The following is a 17,159-nucleotide window of genomic DNA, read 5'->3' as shown; positions in this document are numbered from 1 at the left end:
TTTTTCGCATTCGGCTCAAAGCAAAAAGGCGCCCATGGGCGCCTTCCGGAAACATGAGGAAATGGGAGTTTTTCAGCGACCGTAGACCAGCGGCGCATTTTCCGCGCCCCGCTCAGCCAGAATGGCGAGCCGCTGATTCATATGATCGGCCAGCAGGTTCGTACGAATCCGCGCCGATTCGATCAGCGGCTGCAAAGCCGTCAGCCGATCCCGCACCGCCGGATCGGAACGCCACACGCCGATGGCGCGAACGGCGGAGGCGGCTGCGGCGATCCTGTGGGTCGCGGCTTCTATCGCCGCCACGTCCGTGCCGTCCAGCACCGACCGCAGCGCTTCGAACGCCGCGTTCAGTTCATCCAGCGCTGCAAGGCCGAGCGGCATGGGTTCAATCAGCGCCCGGCAGGTCGAGCGCGATCATGCGGTCGGCAATCGCCGCCGGATCGACCGGATAATTGCCCGACGCGATCGCGGCCTTGATGGCGGCGACCCGATCCATGTCGACCGGCGCACCTTCCGCCGCCATGCGGGCGGCGGGGCTGGCCGAGCGAGCCGACGAAGACGTGCCGCCGACCGAGCCGGTCGACGAAGCGCGCACGGTCTTGCCGCCTTCCTTCAGGCGGCTCGCCTCTATGGCGGCGCTGATATTCTGGCCGACAGACTTAATCATGATTCCATTCCTTCACTCGTCCCGCACAGCCTATATACGGACGGGTTCAAAAATTATTAAATCCCGGAACGCGAACAATTCCCATTTCCACGACCTGCGCCAATATCGGCGCGCCTTTCTTGTCTTCGCGCACGCGGATCGTCTGGCCCACGGCGCCGTCTTCGTCCGCGACCATCATTCGCGAAACGCTGAAATTCTCATTGCCCGCCATCAGTTGGACGGGATCGCCCCTCTTCACGACGGCCTCCCTGGCTACAGGACGCGCGGCGGGCGCATAGCGGGCGACCGGCCCGGAAGCCGCAGCCGCGCCGCCCGCTGCCAAAGGCACGCGGATCCGCCAGCCCAGGGCGTCGCATTTGACGATGGCCGCGCCGAAGACCGGCCCGTCGACGCTGGGCGTCGTGGGGCATGCGGCCAGCCGCAACCGCCGATCCACCGGCGCGATGGGGCCGCCCGGCTCGCCCATATTGGCGCCGACGGTCATCGCGACCAGACTGTCGATACGGTCCAGATTCTCGAACTTCTGCTGCGCCAGCGCAGGATCGGACGCCGAAATGGACAGCGCCAGAAGGAGGATCTTGGGCAAATTCGTCACGGTTTCTCTCCGGAAGCGGACAGGGTTAACCATGAGTTACGCAATATTCGTGCCATATGATCGCTCACCTGCAAGCAATCTCGTCATGCTGAACTTGTTTCAGCATCCATTTCTCCCCACGCGCCGAGGCTCTTGGGGCACGATGGATGCTGAAACAAGTTCAGCATGACGGGGAATTGTGGGAGTCTTTGTGGCCCTAACGCCCCGGCGCGATCAGGATCACCTGTCCCTTGCCGCTATCGCCATCCAATTGGTCCAGCCCGCGCAGCACCAGTCGCTCGCCGCCAATCCCCTCCGCCTTCAGCGCCCGCGCCACCGCGCCCAGGCGCGCCGCCGACAAGTCCCAGCCGTCAAACCGCTGCCGCGCTCCATCCGTGCCGCGGCTGCTCACCTCCAGCCGCTCCCGACCTCCGGCATAACGGTTCGCCACGATCTTCAGCCGCTTCCGCCCTTCCCCCGTCAACAGCGCTTCACCCGGCAAGAACAGTTCCGCAGCACGGATTTCCATGGCCTGCCGGACATGCCCGCCGAACTGCTGCCGCACCTGCGCCAGCATGGCGTCCCGGCGTTGCCCGCTGGCCTGGAGCATCACGAAAAAGCCAAGCAGCAGCAGCAACAGATCGGCAAAGCTGAGCGCCCAGCGGCTGCGCCGAACGCCGGAGGATGCCGGGATGTTCATGCCACCTCGCGGATCGAGGCGCGGCGCGTCGGCACATTTTCCCGCCGGGCGATGGCCGCCATGCGGTCCGCCACTTCCTTCTGCCAGGCCAGCTCGCGCTCCGACAGGTCGGCCAATCGCGCAGCGACGGGAGCGGCCACAATATTGGCGATCACGACGCCATAAAAAGTGGTGAGCAGCGCCAGCGCCATGGACGGCCCCAACGTAGCCGGATCGTCCATGCCCGCGAACATGCCGACCAGCCCGACGATCGTCCCCGCCATGCCCAGCGCGGGCGCTGCATCGGCAATCGACAGCCAGACGTTGCGCGCGCTCGCATGCCGCTGGGCGCGATCCGCCAAAGACTGCGCCGCCCAGAGTTCGAACTGATCGGTCTTCTCGCAATTGGCGAGCTTGCGCGCCGCCTGTGTCAAGAAAGGATTGGCGGTCTTCACCCGGTCGGTGCAGGCCAGCCCGCGCAGTTGCGCCACCTGATCGATCTTGAGCAGCGCCGCCCGCGCCGCGTCGCGATCCTTGGCCGGATCGGCGGTCAGCAAAGGCGCCAGCGCCGCGAAGGCACGGCCCAACGCCCGCCCGCCATTCTGGAACAGCGCGACGATCCCGATCCCCGCCACCATCGCCAGCAGGGTCAGGGGATCGAACAAATGCGCCAAGATTCCGACCATATCACCGTCCCCAAAATCACCCGTCCGGCCCTGCGGCAAAGCCCTGCCGCCGACCGGCAAATTTATGCCGCCCTTGCCGCCACCCTCATGCGATCCCCCGGATTTCCGCCATTTCCGCCCTGCCGATGCGTCACCCACGCAAATTGGCACGGCTCTTGCGAATATCAGGCTGGATCACCCGCAATTCACGCCATCAGGCAATAGAACGACGGGCGGATCGGAAGTTTTAGGCCCGTTGAGGGCGAAAAACGGAAAGATTTGAAATGCCGCTGGAAGACGGATTGTTCGGGATACACGGAAAGGCGCTGGCGCTTCGCTCGCAGCGCCTTTCCCTGCTCGCGTCCAACATCGCGAACGCCTCCACGCCCGGCTACAAGGCCCGCGACATCGATTTCGAGTCCGCGCTGAAGGAAGCCACCACCCGGCAGGGCAAGTCCGCCGCCGACGTGTCGCAGGCCGTCGATGATTCCATGGGCTATCGCGTGCCGCTTCAGTCGAGCCTGGACGGCAACACCGTCGAACTCAGCACCGAACAGACTTTGTTCGCTGAAAACGCCGTCAAATATCGCACGACCCTCTCCTTCCTGGAGGGCCGCATCAACACCATCACCCGCGCCCTGAAGGGAGAATGAGCATGAGCGGTTCCGGCCCCATGAACGTCTTCGACATCGCCGGCCGCGCCATGAGCGCGCAGCTCGTGCGCCTGAACGCCACCGCCTCCAACATGGCGAATGCCGGAAACGTCACCGGCAGCGCGGCGGAAGCCTATCGCGCGATCAAGCCGGTGTTCCAGTCGGTCACCGACAGCCCCGGCGTCTCGACCGTCAAGGTCCAGAATGTCGTCACCACCAACGCGCAGCCCACCAAGCGCCACGACCCCAACCATCCGCTGGCCGACAAGAATGGCGATGTGTGGGAAGCCGCCGTGGATAGCAGCGCGGAACTGGTCGACATGATCGAGACCGCCCGCATGTACCAGAACAATGTGCAGGTGCTGAACACCGCCAAATCGCTGATGATGGAAACCATAAGGATCGGCAAATGACGACCACGACCGCCACCGACAAAGCGGGCCTGTCCGTCTACAACCCCAATGCCAAGGTCGGCACGGGCAAGTCGGAAATGGGTCAGGCGGATTTCCTGCGCCTGCTGACCGCGCAGATGCAGACGCAGGACCCGTTCGAACCCGTCGATAACGCGCAGATGGTCGCGCAGATGGCGACTATCACCAACAGCAGCGGCATCGCGGAGATGAACCAGACGCTGAAGAATCTGGCGTCGCAACTCACCGGATCGCGCCTTGGCGACGCAGCAAGCTGGATCGGCAAGTCGATGCTGGTGCAGAGCAATATCGCCGCGCCCGACGCCGCCGGCCAATATATGGGCCAGGTCAGCTTCGCCGACGCGACCAGCGGCGCCAGCGTCGATCTGATCGACGGCAGCGGCAATGTCGTCAAGACGATCGCCCTCGGCGATCAGCCCAAGGGCGACGTCAATTTCTATTGGGACGGCAAGGACGACGCAGGCAACACCGTCGCCACCGACGCGCTGAAGATCAAGGTCAACGGCGCCAACCCCAGCCGGGTGGCAAGCTGGGCCACCATCGCCGCCGTCCAGTCACCCGCCGACGGCAGTTCGTCCAAACTCATCACCCCGCTCGGCACCTACAAGCCCACCGACGCCATTTCACTCGCTTAATCCCTTTCCTTTCACCCAAGGAGCAACGCCATGTCCTTCTACATCTCGCTTTCCGGCCTGAAGGCCGCCCAGACCGACCTGTCGACCACGGCGAACAATGTCGCCAACGTCAATTCGACCGCCTTCAAGAAGAGCAAGGCCGTGTTCGGCGACATCTTCGCCGCCGCGCCGATGCAGACCACCACGCAGGTCGCGGGCCAGGGCGTCCGCACCCAGGGCATCAGCCAGCAGTTCACGCAGGGCACCATCGAAACCACCGACAAGACGCTGGACCTCGCCATCACTGGCGAAGGCTTCTTCACGGTGAAGCGCAGCGCGGACGACCAGATCGGCTATACCCGCAACGGCGCTTTCTCGGTGGAGGAGGACCGCTATGTCGTCGACACCACCGGCGCCCGGCTTCAGGTCATCCCGCTCAATCCGGCCACCGGCGCGCCCACGGTGACCGGCACGCTGACCCCCGCTTCGCTCACGGACCTCAAGATTCCGACCAACTGGCCCGACGGCGGCACCGGCAACCAGCTCACCAGCGTCGGCGTGTCGGAAGAAGGCAAGATCACCGGCGTCTATGCCGATGGATCGACCGTCTATCTGGGCGCGACCGCCATCGCCGCCTTCAACAGCCAGGAAGGGCTGCGCCAGAGCGGCGACGCCCACTGGACCGCCACCAACGCCAGCGGCGCGCCGATGCTGGGCACCGGCAATAGCGGCCTGTTCGGTTCGGTCCGTTCCGGCGCGCTGGAACGCTCCAACGTCGACATCACCGAAGAACTGGTGAACCTCATCTCCGCCCAGCGCAACTTCCAGGCGAACTCGAAGGCCATCGAAGCGGCGAATACGCTGTCGACCACCATCGTCAACATGCGCACCTAAGCTGACTGATCAATCCGTCATTCCCGCGAAAGCGGGAACCCATCTCCCTGCATAGCATCAAGCTCAACGTTCAGGAGATGGATCCCCGCCTTCGCGGGGATGACGGAAATCATTACCCGCAACAACAGGACAAACCCATGGACCGGCTCGTCAACACGGCACTCACCGCGATGCGCGGCGCGATGGCGCGGCAGGCGGCGATCTCCAACAATCTGGCGAACGTCAACACCACCGGCTTTCGCGCCGAGATCGCCAATGCCGAGACGCGCTGGATCAAGGGCGACAACCTCAACACGCGGGCGCAGGCGTCCGAACAGGTGATCGCCGCCGACATGGCGCAAGGCGCGGTCACCGAAACCGGCAACCCGCTGGACGTGGCCATGAACGGCGATGCGATGCTCGCCGTGCAGGCCCCGGACGGCGGCGAAGCCTATACGCGCCGCGGCGACCTGAAGGTCAGCGACAGCGGCCTGCTCACCACCGGCGACGGCCTGGCCGTGCTGGGCGAAGGCGGTCCCATCACTTTGCCGCAGATGGACAGCGTCTCCATCGCGAAGGACGGCAGCATCTGGGGCGTGCCGCAGGGCGGCGACCCCGCCAACCCGCAGCAGGTCGACAAGCTGAAGCTGGTCAACCCGGTCGGCTCCAGCATCGCCAAGGGCACCGACGGCCTGTTCCGCGAAGCGAATGGCGGCGTCCTGCCAGACGACCCCATCGCCACCGTGACCGGCGGTTCGCTGGAAGGATCGAACGTCAACGCCACATCGGCGCTGGTGCAGATGATAGAGGCCAGCCGCGCTTGGGAAACCCAGATCAAGATGATCGATACAGCCAAGCAGTTGGACGACGGCGGCGCTTCGCTGATGCGGCTGGATTAATGGTTAATATTGGCACGGCTCTTGCTTTGAAACCCGCATGACCATGCGTCACGGAGATAGTAAATGACCAACGCAGCCCTTCATGTCGCCCGCACCGGCCTCGACGCGCAGAACACGAAGATGCGCGTGATCGCCAACAATCTGGCGAACGTCAACACGACAGGCTTCAAGCGCGACCGCGCCGATTTCGAAACGCTGGCCTATCAGCAGATCGTGGCGGCGGGCGCCAACAGCGACAGCGAGAACAAGTTCGCCACCGGCCTGAACCTGGGTTCCGGCGTCGCGTTGCAGGGCACCAGCAAGATCAACGCGCAGGGCACGCTGAACCAGACCGGCAACACGCTGGACATGGCGATCGAGGGATCGGGCTATTTCCAGGTGCAGCAGCCGGACGGCTCCATTGCCTATACCCGCGCAGGCAATTTCACGACCACGGCGGAAGGCGTCGTCGTCACCAGCGACGGCCTGCCCCTGATCCCGCAGATCACCGTCCCCGAAGGCGCGACCAGCGTCACCATCGGCAATGACGGCACCGTGTCCGCCACCTTGCAGGGCCAGACCGAACCGACCCAGCTCGGCCAGATCGAACTGGCCAGCTTCATGAATCCGGGCGGCCTCCAGTCGGTGGGCGGCAACCTGCTGAAGGAAAGCGCCGCCAGCGGCACGCCGCAGGTCGGCGTCGCAGGCCTGGACGGGCGCGGCGTCGTCCGCTCCGGCTATCTGGAAACATCGAACGTCAACGTCGTGGAAGAGCTGGTCGACATGATCGAGACCCAGCGCGCCTATGAGGTCAATTCGAAGATGATCAAGGCGACCGACGAAATGCTCCAATATGCCAACCAGCAGTTGTGAGCGGGATGATGCCTAACCCCATCCAACCGTTCGGGCTGAGCCTGTCGAAGCCTGCTGCTGAGCCTGTCGAAGCAGCCTCCCTGCCGGTCGGCCGTGCCCTTCGACTTCGCTCAGGGCGAACGGTGATGATTGGGCTGGCTATTTCCGCCCTCGCCGCCTCCCCGGCCATGGCCGGCAAGAAGCGCGATGCCGAGCGGCAATTTTATGCCCCCACGGTCGTTGCCGCACCTGCCGCTCCCGCCGCCAACGGGTCCATCTTCCAGGCGTCGATGGGTTATACCCCTCTCACCAGCGGGGCGCGCGCGACCAGCGTGGGCGACATCATCACCATCGTCCTGGTCGAACGGACGCAGGCGACCAAGAGCAACAGCGCAGATACCAGTCGCGACGGCAGCATCGCGCTGACCCCGCCGAGCACCGGCCCGCTCTCGAAAATCTTCTCCGCCAGCGACATCGGCTCCAGCGGCAGCAACGCCTTCACCGGCAAGGGCGCCGCCACCCAGTCCAATGCGCTGAACGGCGAGATCACCGTGACGATCGCGGCGACCTACCCCAACGGCACGATGCTGGTGAAGGGCGAAAAGGCGCTGACGCTCAACCGCGGCGACGAATTTATCCAGATCAGCGGCCTCGTCCGCCAGGCCGATATCGGCCCGGACAACCGCATCGCATCGACCCGCGTGGCCGACGCGAAGATCATCTACACCGGCAAGGGGGAAATCGCCCGCGCCAGCCGTCAGGGCTGGTTGCAGCGCTTCTTCTCCATGATCAGCCCCTTCTGATGGAACGTCCCATGGCCTCCTTCTCGCACCCTTTCCTTTCCGTCATTCCCGCGAAGGCGGGAAACCATCTCCCGGCCTTGCGCCTGGGGATGCGGCAGGAGATGGTTTCCCGCCTTCGCGGGAATGACGAGAGTGTTTGGAGCAAAGCCTTCCGCCGCACTATAAGCGCCCTGCTCACGGTCCTCACCCTCCTCGCCGCCCCGGCCCATGCCGAGCGGATCAAGGATCTCGGCACATTCCAGGGCGTGCGTCCCAACCAGCTAACCGGCTACGGCATCGTCGTCGGCCTTGCGGGCACGGGCGACGACAGTCTGGACTATGCGACGCAGGGCATGAAAGGCGTCGTCTCGCGCTTCGGCCTGACGCTGCCGCAAGGGATCAACCCCGCGCTCAAAAATGCGGCAGCGGTGCTGGTGACGGCGGACCTCCCCGCCTTCGCCAAGCCCGGCCAGCGTCTCGACGTCACTGTATCAGCACTCGGCAAGGCCAAGTCGCTGCGCGGCGGCACCCTTATCATGACCCCCCTGCGCGGCGCGGATAACGAAATTTACGGCATGGCGCAGGGCAACCTTGCGGTCGGCGGCCTGGGCGTATCCGGTGCGGACGGCAGCCAGGTTTCCGTCAACATTCCCTCCGCCGGGCGCATTCCGGGTGGCGCGACGGTCGAGCGCGCTGTCGCCACCGGCTTCGACACCGCCCCGACCCTCACCTTCAACCTTTCCGAAGCCGACCTCACGACGGCCCTCAGGGTCGCGGACGGCATCAACCGTACCTTCGGCGACCGCCGCGCCAAGGCGACGGACGCGGTCTCCGTCTCCATCGACGCGGCGCCCGGCGCGACCGACCGCATCATGATGATGGGCCTGATCGAGAATATAGAGGTTTCGCCAGCCGACGCGCCCGCCAAGGTCATCGTCAACGCCCGCACCGGCACCGTTGTCATCAACGGCGCGGTAAAGATCCATCCCGCCGCCATCGCGCACGGGAAAATCACGGTCAGCGTCAACGAATCCCCCCGCATCGTCCAGCCCGCCCCCTTCTCGCGAGGGCAGACAGCGGTGGAGCAATCCAGTTCGATTTCGATCGATCAGGAAAAGCGGCCGATGATTAATTTTAAAGGTGGGGCCTCTCTGGCCGATATAGTCAAGGCGGTGAACGCCATCGGCGCCTCCCCCGCGGACATGGTCGCGATCCTCGAAGCCCTCAAGCAGGCAGGCTCGCTCAAGGCTGAACTGGTGGTGTTGTGATGCAGATCGGTGCGACGACAGGAACGGCGGCCCAGCCAGGCAGCGCCCCGAACAAGGCGTCGCTCGAAAAGGCGGCGCAGCAGTTCGAGGCGATCTTCCTGCGCCAGATGATGGGCGCGATGCGCTCAGCCAGCCTGGCCGAGGGCATCAGCGATTCCAGCGCCACCGACCAGTTCCGCGACATGGCCGACGCCCGCACCGCCGACAGCATGGCCAGCCGCGGCACGCTGGGCATCGCGGAGATGCTGATGCACCAGTTCGGGGCCAAGCCCGGCGCATCCGCGCCCGCCAGCCCGACGGACAAGGCTGAATGAGCGACCTCTTCATCATCGGCGCCTCAGGCACGAAGGCCTATCGCACCGCCATGGCGGCGGTGTCGGAAAATATCGCCAATGCCAGTACGGAGGGCTATTCGCGCCGGTCGGTGACGACGGTCGAATCCGGTTCGTCCACGGCGACCATGGCCGTCTATATTTCCCGCGCCAATTTCGGCGGCACCGACGTCAAGAGCGTCAACCGCTCTACCGATCCCTATCTGGACGCGACGGTGCGCTACACCAATACGCAGCTTGGCAGCGCGGTGGCGCGGATGCGCTGGCTGACCGATTCGGAAACGGCGCTCAACGACACGGAAACCGGCGTCGGCCAACTGATGACCGGCATGTTCCAGAATATGGACAAGCTGGCCGCCAGCCCCAACGACAAATCCCTGCGCGTGACGACGCTGGACAGCATCAGCCGCGTCGCCCAGGCCTTCAAGCAGACGGCGGCGGACTTGACCCAGGTGTCGAGCGGCATCGCGACGGAGGCGCAGGCGTCCGTCACCACCATCAACCAGGCGCTCTCCGCCCTGGCGGACATCAACAACAGCCTGTTGCGGGCGCAACCGGGCACATCGGCCTATGCGCAATTGCTCGACAGCCGGGACGCGGCGCTGGGCACATTGTCGTCCAACCTTAATATCGACGTCAGCTTCGGCGCGCATGATCAGGCGCAGGTGACGCTGAACGGCCAGACGCTGGTGCAGGGCGACAGCGCCACGCCGCTGGCGCTGACCGTCAACACCAACGGCACGCTGTCCCTGACGACGGGCGCGGGCGCCGCCCTCGCCGCGCCGGCCAGCGGCACACTGGGCGGGCTGTTTTCGGCCGCCGTTACGGTGACGCAACGCCGCACCAGCCTGGACACGCTGGCGCAGCAATTCGTCGCCAACATGAACAACTGGCATGCCCAGGGCCTGACCGACGGCAACCCGGGCGCGGCAGGCGCGGCGCTGCTGTCCGGCACCAGCGCCGCGACCGTCACCGCATTGATCAGCGACCCCAACCAGCTTGCCGTCAAATCCAGCGACGGCACGGCGAACGGCAATCTGCTGACGGTATCGACTGTGCTGCGCGGCAATGGCAGCGTCGAACAGGGCTGGACCGCGCTGATCGCGACCCACGCCAACCTCCTTTCCTCCACCAAGGCGGAACAGACCACCGCGCAGAGCCGCAGCGACCAGGCCGTGGCCGCGCGCGAGGCGGTGAGCGGCGTCGACCTGGACATGGAGGCGGCCGACCTGCTGCGCATCCAGCAGGCCTATTCGGGCTGCGCGAAGATCCTTCAGGTCGCGAAGGAAACCGTCGACGCGATCCTGCAGATCATCTGAAGGCAAGGAACCGAACCATGGTAGGCATCACCAACAAGATCCTTCTGGCGGAAATCCGTCGTCAGCAGCAGCTTTCCCAGGGCATAGTCGACGGCCAGACCGCCATTTCGACCGGCAAGACGCTCACCAGGCCGTCGGAAAACGCGCTGGCCTGGGTGCAGGTGTCGGACATCGGCCGGGCGCAGGCGCAGCAGGCGGCCTGGCAATCCAATATCAGCACGGGCACGGCGCGGGCCGCCACGGCCGAAGCCAATCTGGACGAGATGAACACGTTGCTGACCCGCGCGCAGGAATTGTTGACGGCGGCCCGCAACGGATCGCTGAACGACGCCAGCAAGACCGCCATCGTGGAGGAGATGAAGACGATCCGCACGACGATCGATTCATTGCTCAACCAGAAGGATTATAACGGCGTCCCGACCTTCGACGACGGCCAAAGCGTGCTGGTTCCGGTCAGCCGCGGCCTCAACCTGGCGGTGGTCGGCACCCGGCAGGAAGTGTCCGAAGGGATCGACGTCAACGGCACGCCGATGACGCTGGACGGCATATTGGGCCAGAGCATCACCGCCCTGCAAAGCGGCAACGACGCCAATGTCGTCGCCGCGCTGGACGCGATCAAGGCGGCGCAGAATCACGTCGTCCTGGAACAGACCAAGCAGGGCGTGCGCAGCGACCGGCTGGACGTGATCGGCACGCGCCTCACCGATATCGACATCGACCTCAAGGAACGGCGGAGCAATCTGGAATCGACCGATCTGACCGAAGTCATTTCCTCGGTTTCGGCCAAGCTGCTCCAATTGAATGCGGCGCAATCCGCCTTTGCGCGGATCAACCAGCAGACGCTGTTCGACCTGATCAAATAGGGGTAAGCGGCACCCGCAATTCCCCGTCGTTCCCGCGAAGGCGGGAACCCATCTCCTGACGCTGCGCCAGGCGCATTCTTGTGGGAGATGGATCCCCGCCTTCGCGGGATGACGAGAATAAGGATACACCCTCCAAAGCCGCGCCTTTCCGGTCGAAAACATCGCCACCCTTTTTTCGACCGGCGCCCTAAATCACATCCTAACCAAGCCGTATTAACCAATCGAGAGCGTCTCTCATGCGATGCTTCGATCAAGACGGCGCCTTCGGGCAGAATTTCGGGGATAATCATGTTCGCAATCATCGGCCTGGTCGTGCTGCTCGCCATGGTGTTCGGCGGCTTCATCTTTACAGGCGGCGACATCGGCCCGGTTCTGCACGCCCTGCCCCACGAAATGCTCATCATCGGCGGCGCGGCTGTCGGGGCGCTGATCATCGGCAATTCAGGCGCCGACCTGAAGGCGCTGGGCGGCGGCCTGGGCAAGGTGTTCAAGGGGCCGAAATACAAGAAGCAGGATTTCCTCGACTGCATCTTCCTCGTCTCCAAGCTGATGAAGACGCTGCGCGTCGAAGGCCCGGTGGCGCTGGAACCGCATATCGAGGATCCAGCCAGTTCCACCATCTTCTCCGAATATCCGCGCCTGATGGGCGACAAGACGCTGATCCACCTGATCAGCGACACGTTGCGGCTGGTGGTCGTCTCCTCCGGCACGCTCGACCCGCATGCGGTCGAGGAGGTGATGGATAATGCGCTCAAGACCCATCATCATGAATCGTTGAAGCCCGCCGACAATCTGCAAGGGCTGGCCGACGCGCTGCCCGCGCTGGGCATCGTCGCGGCGGTGCTGGGCGTGGTGAAAACCATGGGCTCCATCGACCAGCCCCCGGCGGTGCTGGGCGCCATGATCGGTTCGGCGCTGGTCGGCACCTTCCTGGGCGTGTTGCTGGCCTATGGCATGGTCAATCCCTTCGCCAATCGCTGCCGCGCCGTGATCGAGGCGGACGGGTCGATGTACCATGTCGTCAAGCAGATCATCGTCGCGTCGCTGCACGGCCACCCGCAGCCGCTGGTGATCGAGGCGGCCCGCTCCAGCCTGACCCATGCGAACCAGCCGGCCTTCGCCGAAGTGTTCGACGGCATGCGGGGCAAATAAGCCATGGCGGACAAGAAGCGCGGCGCGAACGAGCCGGAACCCCGGCCGATCATCGTCAAGAAGATCATCGTGGAGGGTCATGGCGGCCATCATGGCGGTGCATGGAAGGTCGCCTATGCCGACTTCGTGACGGCGATGATGGCCTTCTTCCTGCTGATGTGGCTGCTGGGCGCGACCACCGAAAAGCAGCGCAAGGGGCTGGCCGACTATTTCACGCCCACGCTGGTGCAGGTGAAGGAAGGATCGGCCGGGTCGAACGGCATGTTCGGCGGCGACAGCATGACGGCAAAGGAAAATTACCCGACCACGGGCGGTCAGGGCAATCTCGCCATCACCATCCCCCGCGATGCCAGCGGCACGAAGGATCAGGGCGGCAAGGCGACCAAGGCGGCCGACCGCGCCAAGTTCGAATCGATCAAGAAGGAATTGGAGGCGCGCATGGCCCGCCGCCATGGAATCAACAAGCTGCGCAAGAATGTCCGCTTCACCGAGACGCGGGAAGGGCTGCGCATCGACCTGATCGACGAGGCGGATTTCGCCATGTTCGCCATGGGCACCGACCGGCTGCTGCCGCAGGCCCGCGAACTGGTGGATGAGGTCGCGAAGACGATCCGGACCATGCCCAACCCGCTGATCGTGCGCGGGCATACGGACGGCCTGCCCTATAGTTCGGGCCAGACGATGAACAACTGGATGCTGTCGTCCGCCCGCGCCGAAGCGACCCGCAAGGCGCTGGCCGCCAGCGGCATCGGCAACGACCGCTTCGCCCGGATCGAGGGCGTGGCCGACCGCGAACCTTTCGCGAAGGGCGACGTGTACGACCCGCGCAACCGGCGCATGTCGATCATCCTGGGGTGGAGCCGCGGCGCGAGCGATAGCGATCCGGATGGACAGGCCGACGCGGAGACCAGGGCGGCGATCAGGGAACGCGACAATCCGCTGACCCTAGCCCGCAGCGAAGCCCAGAAGCTGGACATGGGCGGAACAAGCCTGCCCTCAGGCGCGCAGTTGATCAATCCCACGGCCAAGGGAACATCGAGCAAGCCGGGCAAGCATTGAGGTGAATGACGGTTTGGGGTGAAAAGCAGCCCTCTCCTATTCCTCCCTACGCGAAGCGTGGGGAGGGGGACCGCTCGCGCAGCGAGTGGTGGAGGGGAAATACGCAGGTCGTGCCCCTTCCCCTCCACCAGCCTTCGGCCGGTCCCTCCCCATCTACCGATGGGGAGGATTTGATAGACCGCCACCTCCACCCTCAACACCAAAATAGGTGGCCCACCAGCCACAACCTCCCAAAAACCATCCTATCCCTCCAACAATCGCCCATTTCACGCTGTCCTATTCCGCCCCCACCACCCTATCCCCCATCCCTCTTTGAAACCGTCCGGTGAAAACCCGCCTCGCATACGCGCGCTCAGGCACGCGCGCGCATACAGTGTGAACTTCGACGCAAAACCGCCGAATTTTCCCCTGTTCGCCTGCAATTAGCCTTTCCCTAATCATTGCTGGATATTGCCGGAATCATGGACATGGCTTCCCATCCCGCCCTGGCGAGCGCGCGCGCCTATGCGCCGGTGCAGCGGGCGCGCTGGGCCGCGTTGGCCGACCAGGCGGCGGAGGCCAATGCCTTCTACATGCCCGAAATGCTGTGCGCGGCGCTCGATCATCTGGCGGGCGGCGCCACCGTCCGCATGCTGGAGGCGCAGCGGGAGGGCGATCTGATCGGGCTGATGCCGGTGGTCGTCGCTGCGCGCCATGGGCGCTTGCCGCTGCGCTGCGTCACCAACTGGATGCACGATCATTGCTTCTTCGGCGCGCCGCTGATCCGGCGGGGCGAGGAAGTCGCGGCATGGCGCAGCCTGCTTGGGCAGTTGGACGACGCGCCCTGGGCGCCCGGCTTCCTGCATCTACGCGGGCTGGACGCGGCGGGAGCGAATGCGGCGGCGCTGGAGGCGCTCTGCGTCGAACAAAGGCGCGGACGACAGGAGGTGCATCGCTACGACAGGGCGATGCTGCGGTCGGAACTGGACGCCGACGCCTATTGGGAAACCCATGTGCGCGCCAAGAAGCGCAAGGAATTGCGGCGCCTGCAGAAACGGCTGGCCGAACTGGGCCGTGTCGAAAGCCGGTTGCTGATAGACGGGGCGGACCTCCCCATTTGGTGCGGGGAATTTCTGGCGCTGGAGGCTTCGGGCTGGAAAGGTGCCGAAGGGTCGGCATTGGCGTGCAAGGCCGACGATGCGGCCTTTTTCAACGCGGCCTGCGCGGCGGCTTTCGGGAATGGACGACTGCATTTTCTGCGCATGGACCTGGACGGACGCGCCATCGCGATGCTGGTCAATTTCCGCCATGGCGAGGGGGCCTTTTCCTTCAAGATCGCCTTTGACGAGGCGCTGGGCCGCTTTTCGCCGGGGGTGTTGATAGAGATCGCCAATCTGCAGGAGGTACTGGGCCGTTCGGATATCGGCTGGATGGATAGTTGCGCGGCGGCGGACCATCCGATGATCGACAGCCTGTGGGCCGAACGGCGGACGATCACCCAATATCGCATCGCCCTGCGCGGCGCGAAGCGGAGCATGGCCTTCGCGCTGGCCAATGGGGTGGAGGCGCTGGGGCAGAGGTTGAAGGGGCAGATATGAACGCGGTGAGTTCCATCGAGGCGGCGGTGTTTCCGGAACAGGCGCGGACGGCCTTTGCGGCCGCTTATCCGGACCGGGCGGTGAAGTTGAGCCATGATCTGGCCGGGCATGATCTGCTGACGCTGGAGGCTCTCGCCGGGTTGGCGGAACGGATGCCTGCCGCCTCCGTGGAATATAATCTGGGCAAGCTGCCCCTGGGGGTGCGGCCGGAGGATACGCCGTCCAACGGGCTGAGCCTGGGCGAGACGATCCGGACCATCGAGAGCAACGGCAGTTGGGCAGTGCTGAAGAATGTCGAGCGGGATGCGGCCTATGGCGCGCTGCTCGACCGGGCGCTGGCGGAACTCGCGCCGCTGGTGGAGCGGGAGACGGGGCCGATGCTGCATCGGGAGGCGTTCATCTTCCTGTCCTCGCCCGGCAGCGTGACACCGTTCCATATGGACCCGGAGCATAATATCCTGCTCCAGATACGGGGCGAGAAGACCATGACGGTCTTTCCGGCGGGGGACGAGGAACTGGTGCCCGCGGTGCAGAGCGAGGCCTTCCATGCGGGCGGGCATCGCAATCTGGACTGGCAGGACGGGTTTCGGGACCGGGGCATGGCGGTGACGCTGCTGCCGGGCGATGCGATTCATGTGCCGGTGAAGGCGCCGCATTTCGTGGAGAATGGCCCAGCAGTGTCGGTCAGCCTGTCCGTCACCTGGCGGTCGGAACGGAGCGTGGCGGAGGGCGAGTTGCACAGCCTGAACGCTCTGCTGCGGCGGCGCGGGCTGCCGGTCGGGCGGATCGGCGCACGGCCGGAAGCGCAGGGCGTGCGGCGGATCGCCTACCGCATCATGCGGAAGCTGGGCGTCTGAGGATTTTGCGCAAGACCGCTTCGGCTTCGAGACGGGGGCTGAAGCGGTCGATCTGCCACCATTCCAAGGCTTCCTCGCAGGTGGCGAGGCTCTGCTTGTAGCGGTCCTTGCCCGCAAGCAGGGAGTAGAGAGCGAGGCCGCGCCCGGCATAATGGTCGACGGCGGCGGCGTGGCAGAGCAGGCCGGGCTTGTCCTTGGCGGTGCGGGGGGCGGCGAAGGCGGACTGGTAGTTCATTGCCGCGCCATCGTGCAGGAAGTTGAGGAGCAGCCCGATCGTTCCATCGCCATCAGTGAAGCGGAGCAGTTCGACGGCTTCGTCGCGCCTCGCAAGTGTGGCGGCGAAGCGGCGGAAGGCCGGATCGTCCCAGGCATTGTCGGCGTGGCGGCCGGTATTGAGGGCCTGCATTTCAGCGAGCCAGGGTTCGATGTCGGCTGACGCGGCCCTGGCGATGTCGGGGAACGCGCCATGATGGTCCTTGAGGGCGCGGCGGATCTGGCTGCGACTGTTGGAACTGAGCAGCGAGAGATAATCGGCGGCGCGGACGGCGGCCAGGTCGACCTGATAGACCGTGGAGCGGTCGAGGCGGGTCTTGCGGCGGGCGGGAATTTTCAGGAGCGGCGAATGGGGAGCGATGCCGCCGAGGCACAGGGTGCGCCAGTCATTGCGGCTTTGCAGGGCCTTGAGGGCGGCCTGTGTCGCCTCCCCTTCCCTGCCCTTGGCGGCCAGCAGGCCGTTATATTCGATGAAGGGGCGGTCGGCGTCGGGGTCGCCGGACTGGTTGAGCGACAGGGTGGCGCTGCGACCCAGCAGGCGGGGTTGCATGGCGTGGCCGAACAAAGCGAGCGCGACGTCCCGGCCCTGCGCGTCGGTGACGGCGAGCAGTTCGGGCCGGACGCCGTAGCTTTCCAGCCAGGCGCCGGTCCAGGTCCAGCCGAGGAAGAAGCTGGCGGCGGCGCGGGACTCAAGGGCCTGCCAGCGGGGGGCAAGGCTCGCAAGGTCGGGCAGGCGGGTGAACTGGGCGGTAAGGGCCATTGCGAGGCCCCTTTTGGCAGAGCGGCGGTGG

General features: G+C 65.1%; 21 protein-coding genes. 15 read left to right on the top strand and 6 right to left on the bottom strand.

Translation table 11 applies throughout. The features are described from left to right. Positions 1-72: 72 nt before the first annotated feature. The 5 genes from BV95_RS06760 to BV95_RS06740 all read right to left on the bottom strand — a co-directional run bounded on the left by BV95_RS06760 (position 73) and on the right by BV95_RS06740 (position 2,606). Complete coding sequence (locus tag BV95_RS06760; protein WP_037449112.1) at positions 73-381, bottom strand: hypothetical protein; 309 nt, start codon at positions 379-381, stop codon at positions 73-75. A gap of 4 nt (positions 382-385) precedes the next feature. Further along, positions 386-667: a flagellar biosynthesis anti-sigma factor FlgM gene (flgM, locus tag BV95_RS06755; protein WP_037449110.1), complete on the bottom strand. Its 282-nt coding sequence runs from the start codon at positions 665-667 to the stop codon at positions 386-388. A 46-nt stretch (positions 668-713) separates the two neighbouring features. Then, positions 714-1,262, bottom strand: a complete 549-nt coding sequence (locus BV95_RS06750; RefSeq protein ID WP_037449107.1) for a flagella basal body P-ring formation protein FlgA — start codon at positions 1,260-1,262, stop codon at positions 714-716. 196 nt (positions 1,263-1,458) lie between these two features. Further along, positions 1,459-1,941 (bottom strand): flagellar motor protein MotB, encoded by a 483-nt coding sequence (locus BV95_RS06745; protein WP_037449104.1) that lies wholly within the window; start codon positions 1,939-1,941, stop codon positions 1,459-1,461. Further along, a complete protein-coding gene (locus BV95_RS06740; protein WP_037449102.1) occupies positions 1,938-2,606 on the bottom strand; it encodes a MotA/TolQ/ExbB proton channel family protein in 669 nt (222 codons plus the stop codon). The genes BV95_RS06745 and BV95_RS06740 overlap by 4 nt, the downstream gene beginning before the upstream one ends. A 263-nt stretch (positions 2,607-2,869) precedes the next feature. Between BV95_RS06740 and flgB the strand changes: the two genes are divergently transcribed. From flgB to BV95_RS06665, 15 genes are all read left to right on the top strand, one after another. Then, on the top strand, positions 2,870-3,238 hold the full coding sequence (flgB, locus tag BV95_RS06735; protein WP_037449100.1) for a flagellar basal body rod protein FlgB: 369 nt from the start codon (positions 2,870-2,872) through the stop codon (positions 3,236-3,238). Between the two features lie 2 nt (positions 3,239-3,240). Continuing rightward, positions 3,241-3,651, top strand: a complete 411-nt coding sequence (gene flgC / locus BV95_RS06730) for a flagellar basal body rod protein FlgC (protein WP_013848511.1) — start codon at positions 3,241-3,243, stop codon at positions 3,649-3,651. Beyond that, positions 3,648-4,304, top strand: a complete 657-nt coding sequence (locus BV95_RS06725) for a flagellar hook assembly protein FlgD (RefSeq protein ID WP_037449098.1) — start codon at positions 3,648-3,650, stop codon at positions 4,302-4,304. Before flgC ends, BV95_RS06725 begins: the two co-directional genes overlap by 4 nt. Before the next feature lie 30 nt (positions 4,305-4,334). After that, complete coding sequence (locus BV95_RS06720; protein ID WP_037449096.1) at positions 4,335-5,177, top strand: flagellar hook-basal body complex protein; 843 nt, start codon at positions 4,335-4,337, stop codon at positions 5,175-5,177. Positions 5,178-5,314: 137 nt separating this feature from the next. After that, positions 5,315-6,055 (top strand): flagellar basal body rod protein FlgF, encoded by a 741-nt coding sequence (locus BV95_RS06715; RefSeq protein ID WP_037449094.1) that lies wholly within the window; start codon positions 5,315-5,317, stop codon positions 6,053-6,055. 63 nt (positions 6,056-6,118) lie between these two features. Next, positions 6,119-6,907, top strand: a complete 789-nt coding sequence (flgG, locus tag BV95_RS06710) for a flagellar basal-body rod protein FlgG (RefSeq protein ID WP_037449090.1) — start codon at positions 6,119-6,121, stop codon at positions 6,905-6,907. A 125-nt stretch (positions 6,908-7,032) separates the two neighbouring features. Next, entirely contained in the window at positions 7,033-7,689 is a 657-nt protein-coding gene (locus BV95_RS06705) for a flagellar basal body L-ring protein FlgH (RefSeq protein WP_174544461.1), read from the top strand. An 11-nt stretch (positions 7,690-7,700) separates the two neighbouring features. Next, a complete protein-coding gene (locus BV95_RS06700) occupies positions 7,701-8,936 on the top strand; it encodes a flagellar basal body P-ring protein FlgI (RefSeq protein ID WP_234703107.1) in 1,236 nt (411 codons plus the stop codon). After that, the gene (locus tag BV95_RS06695; RefSeq protein WP_037449084.1) at positions 8,936-9,250 is read left to right on the top strand and encodes a rod-binding protein; all 315 of its coding nucleotides are present in this window, start codon (positions 8,936-8,938) and stop codon (positions 9,248-9,250) included. The genes BV95_RS06700 and BV95_RS06695 overlap by 1 nt, the downstream gene beginning before the upstream one ends. Then, positions 9,247-10,587 carry a flagellar hook-associated protein FlgK gene (gene flgK / locus BV95_RS06690; RefSeq protein ID WP_037449081.1) on the top strand — a complete coding sequence of 447 codons (1,341 nt, stop codon included), beginning with the start codon at positions 9,247-9,249 and terminating at the stop codon, positions 10,585-10,587. The genes BV95_RS06695 and flgK overlap by 4 nt, the downstream gene beginning before the upstream one ends. Before the next feature lie 17 nt (positions 10,588-10,604). Continuing rightward, the gene (locus BV95_RS06685) at positions 10,605-11,450 is read left to right on the top strand and encodes a flagellin (RefSeq protein WP_037449079.1); all 846 of its coding nucleotides are present in this window, start codon (positions 10,605-10,607) and stop codon (positions 11,448-11,450) included. 288 nt (positions 11,451-11,738) lie between these two features. Then, positions 11,739-12,602, top strand: coding sequence for a flagellar motor stator protein MotA (motA, locus tag BV95_RS06680; RefSeq protein ID WP_013848501.1), 864 nt, complete (start codon positions 11,739-11,741; stop codon positions 12,600-12,602). A gap of 3 nt (positions 12,603-12,605) precedes the next feature. Further along, positions 12,606-13,661, top strand: a complete 1,056-nt coding sequence (locus BV95_RS06675; RefSeq protein WP_037449076.1) for a flagellar motor protein MotB — start codon at positions 12,606-12,608, stop codon at positions 13,659-13,661. Positions 13,662-14,122: 461 nt separating this feature from the next. Next, complete coding sequence (locus BV95_RS06670) at positions 14,123-15,238, top strand: GNAT family N-acetyltransferase (RefSeq protein WP_037449073.1); 1,116 nt, start codon at positions 14,123-14,125, stop codon at positions 15,236-15,238. Next, positions 15,235-16,095: a cupin-like domain-containing protein gene (locus BV95_RS06665; protein WP_037449070.1), complete on the top strand. Its 861-nt coding sequence runs from the start codon at positions 15,235-15,237 to the stop codon at positions 16,093-16,095. Before BV95_RS06670 ends, BV95_RS06665 begins: the two co-directional genes overlap by 4 nt. Here BV95_RS06665 and BV95_RS06660 read toward each other — a convergent pair. After that, a complete protein-coding gene (locus BV95_RS06660) occupies positions 16,073-17,128 on the bottom strand; it encodes a GNAT family N-acetyltransferase (protein ID WP_037449067.1) in 1,056 nt (351 codons plus the stop codon). The two genes, BV95_RS06665 and BV95_RS06660, sit on opposite strands and share 23 nt — an antisense overlap. Positions 17,129-17,159 lie beyond the last annotated feature (31 nt).

The organism is Sphingobium chlorophenolicum (genome assembly GCF_000722875.1).
Taxonomy (GTDB): Bacteria; Pseudomonadota; Alphaproteobacteria; order Sphingomonadales; family Sphingomonadaceae; genus Sphingobium; species Sphingobium chlorophenolicum.
The sequence above is the reverse complement of the archived record's forward strand: the minus strand, read 5'-3'. Positions and strand labels throughout refer to the sequence as shown.

Excerpts from the sequence above, each read along its gene's own strand:
- BV95_RS06760 (WP_037449112.1), bottom strand. The coding sequence starts at position 381 with ATGCCGCTCGGCCTTGCAGCGCTGGATGAACTGAACGCGGCGTTCGAA.
- flgM (WP_037449110.1), bottom strand. The coding sequence starts at position 667 with ATGATTAAGTCTGTCGGCCAGAATATCAGCGCCGCCATAGAGGCGAGC.
- BV95_RS06745 (WP_037449104.1), bottom strand. The coding sequence starts at position 1,941 with ATGAACATCCCGGCATCCTCCGGCGTTCGGCGCAGCCGCTGGGCGCTC.
- BV95_RS06740 (WP_037449102.1), bottom strand. The coding sequence starts at position 2,606 with ATGGTCGGAATCTTGGCGCATTTGTTCGATCCCCTGACCCTGCTGGCG.
- flgB (WP_037449100.1), top strand. The coding sequence starts at position 2,870 with ATGCCGCTGGAAGACGGATTGTTCGGGATACACGGAAAGGCGCTGGCG.
- flgC (WP_013848511.1), top strand. The coding sequence starts at position 3,241 with ATGAGCGGTTCCGGCCCCATGAACGTCTTCGACATCGCCGGCCGCGCC.
- BV95_RS06725 (WP_037449098.1), top strand. The coding sequence starts at position 3,648 with ATGACGACCACGACCGCCACCGACAAAGCGGGCCTGTCCGTCTACAAC.
- BV95_RS06720 (WP_037449096.1), top strand. The coding sequence starts at position 4,335 with ATGTCCTTCTACATCTCGCTTTCCGGCCTGAAGGCCGCCCAGACCGAC.
- BV95_RS06715 (WP_037449094.1), top strand. The coding sequence starts at position 5,315 with ATGGACCGGCTCGTCAACACGGCACTCACCGCGATGCGCGGCGCGATG.
- flgG (WP_037449090.1), top strand. The coding sequence starts at position 6,119 with ATGACCAACGCAGCCCTTCATGTCGCCCGCACCGGCCTCGACGCGCAG.
- BV95_RS06705 (WP_174544461.1), top strand. The coding sequence starts at position 7,033 with ATGATTGGGCTGGCTATTTCCGCCCTCGCCGCCTCCCCGGCCATGGCC.
- BV95_RS06700 (WP_234703107.1), top strand. The coding sequence starts at position 7,701 with ATGGCCTCCTTCTCGCACCCTTTCCTTTCCGTCATTCCCGCGAAGGCG.
- BV95_RS06695 (WP_037449084.1), top strand. The coding sequence starts at position 8,936 with ATGCAGATCGGTGCGACGACAGGAACGGCGGCCCAGCCAGGCAGCGCC.
- flgK (WP_037449081.1), top strand. The coding sequence starts at position 9,247 with ATGAGCGACCTCTTCATCATCGGCGCCTCAGGCACGAAGGCCTATCGC.
- BV95_RS06685 (WP_037449079.1), top strand. The coding sequence starts at position 10,605 with ATGGTAGGCATCACCAACAAGATCCTTCTGGCGGAAATCCGTCGTCAG.
- motA (WP_013848501.1), top strand. The coding sequence starts at position 11,739 with ATGTTCGCAATCATCGGCCTGGTCGTGCTGCTCGCCATGGTGTTCGGC.
- BV95_RS06675 (WP_037449076.1), top strand. The coding sequence starts at position 12,606 with ATGGCGGACAAGAAGCGCGGCGCGAACGAGCCGGAACCCCGGCCGATC.
- BV95_RS06670 (WP_037449073.1), top strand. The coding sequence starts at position 14,123 with ATGGACATGGCTTCCCATCCCGCCCTGGCGAGCGCGCGCGCCTATGCG.
- BV95_RS06665 (WP_037449070.1), top strand. The coding sequence starts at position 15,235 with ATGAACGCGGTGAGTTCCATCGAGGCGGCGGTGTTTCCGGAACAGGCG.
- BV95_RS06660 (WP_037449067.1), bottom strand. The coding sequence starts at position 17,128 with ATGGCCCTTACCGCCCAGTTCACCCGCCTGCCCGACCTTGCGAGCCTT.